Genomic DNA, 1672 nt, shown 5'->3' with positions numbered 1-1672 from the left:
ATCCGTTGTGGTTGGGCTCGATCAAGTCCAACATCGGTCACACGCAGGCGGCGGCTGGTGTCGCTGGTGTGATCAAGATGGTGTTGGCGATGCGGCATGGTGTGTTGCCGCGGACCCTGCACGTGGATGAGCCGACGCCGCATGTGGACTGGTCGGCGGGTGCGGTCTCGCTGCTGACCGAGTCGGTGCCGTGGCCGGAAACCGGACAGCCGCGCCGCGCTGGTGTGTCCTCGTTCGGCATCAGTGGCACCAACGCCCACACGATCATCGAGCAGGCACCGGAACCGGAGCCGGACGACGACGTCACGACCGATGACGCCACCGAGTTCCCCGCACTGCCCTATGTGCTGTCGGCCAAGAATGCGGAAGGGCTCCGGGAGCAGGCGGAACGCCTCCACTCGCACATCTCGGCGCAGCCCGAGCTGGCTCCTGTTGACATCGCCTACTCGCTCGCCACCGGCCGTGCCGGGCTGGACTGTCGTGCGGCCGTGGTCGCCGGAGACCGGGACGGGTTGCTGAGCGGCCTGGAGGCGCTGGCCGAGGGCCGTAGCGCTTCGGGTGTGGTTGAAGGTGCCCTGGCCAGCGGCAAGTTGGCGTTCCTGTTCACGGGGCAGGGCAGCCAGCGGCTTGGTATGGGTCGTGGGTTGTATGGCTCTTATCGGGTGTTCGCGGATGCGTTGGATGCGGTGTGCGCGGTGTTGGACGCACATCTTGAGCGGCCTTTGTATGAGGTGCTGTTCGGGTCTGAGGCCGCGTTGCTGGATCAGACGGCGTATACGCAGCCTGCGTTGTTCGCGGTTGAGGCGGCGCTGTTCCGGTTGGTGGAGTCGTGGGGCATCAAGCCCGACTTCCTGGCCGGGCACTCGATTGGTGAGTTGGCCGCCGCCCATGTGGCTGGTGTGCTGTCGCTGGATGATGCTTGTGCGTTGGTGGCGGCTCGCGGCCGTCTGATGCAGGGGCTGCCTGGCGGCGGCGCCATGGTGGCGGTTCAGGCGGCGGAGGACGAGGTTGTCCCGCTGCTGGTCGAGGGCGTGAGCATTGCCGCGATCAACGGGCCGACGTCGGTTGTCATCGCGGGTGATGAGGCTGCGGCGCTGGAGATCGCGGCTGGTCTTGAGGCGCGGGGTCGTAAGACGAAGCGGCTGACCGTCAGCCACGCGTTCCACTCGTCGCACATGGACGGGATGCTGGAGGCGTTCCGCGAGGTGGCTGCGGGGCTGATGTATGAGGCTCCGCGGATCCCGATCGTGTCGAACCTGACCGGTGCTGTGGTGTCGGCGGAGGAGATCGCCAGCCCTGACTTCTGGGTGCGTCACGTCCGTGAGGCGGTGCGGTTCCTGGACGGTGTGCGGGCGTTGGAGGCCGAGGGCGTCGCGACCTTCGTTGAGCTGGGGCCGGATGGTGTGTTGTCGGCGATGGCGCAGGAGTGCGTCACGGCTGAGGACGCGGTGTTCGTACCGGTGCTCCGCCGCGACCGCGCCGAGACGGAATCGCTCACCACTGCCCTTGCGCATGCCTTCGCCCGCGGCATAGGCGTTGACTGGGCCTCCTACTTCACCGGGACCAGGGCGCGCCGGGTCGAGTTGCCCACGTATGCCTTCCAACGGCAGCGCTTCTGGCCCGACACCGCCGCCTTGCCTAACGGTGACCCGGAGTCGGTTGGTTTGGGTGT

Annotated in this window: 1 protein-coding gene; it reads left to right on the top strand. The window is 67.3% G+C overall.

Annotation, left to right across the window (positions count from 1 at the left end; all coding sequences use genetic code 11):
- Positions 1-1672, top strand: a 1672-nt coding sequence (locus tag O5O46_RS34910) for a type I polyketide synthase (protein ID WP_269859707.1), incomplete at both ends; no start/stop codon positions are given.

The sequence above is a fragment of the Streptomyces sp. RPT161 genome (genome assembly GCF_027533845.1).
Taxonomy (GTDB): Bacteria; Actinomycetota; Actinomycetes; order Streptomycetales; family Streptomycetaceae; genus Streptantibioticus_A; species Streptantibioticus_A silvisoli_A.
The sequence above is the reverse complement of the archived record's forward strand: the minus strand, read 5'-3'. Positions and strand labels throughout refer to the sequence as shown.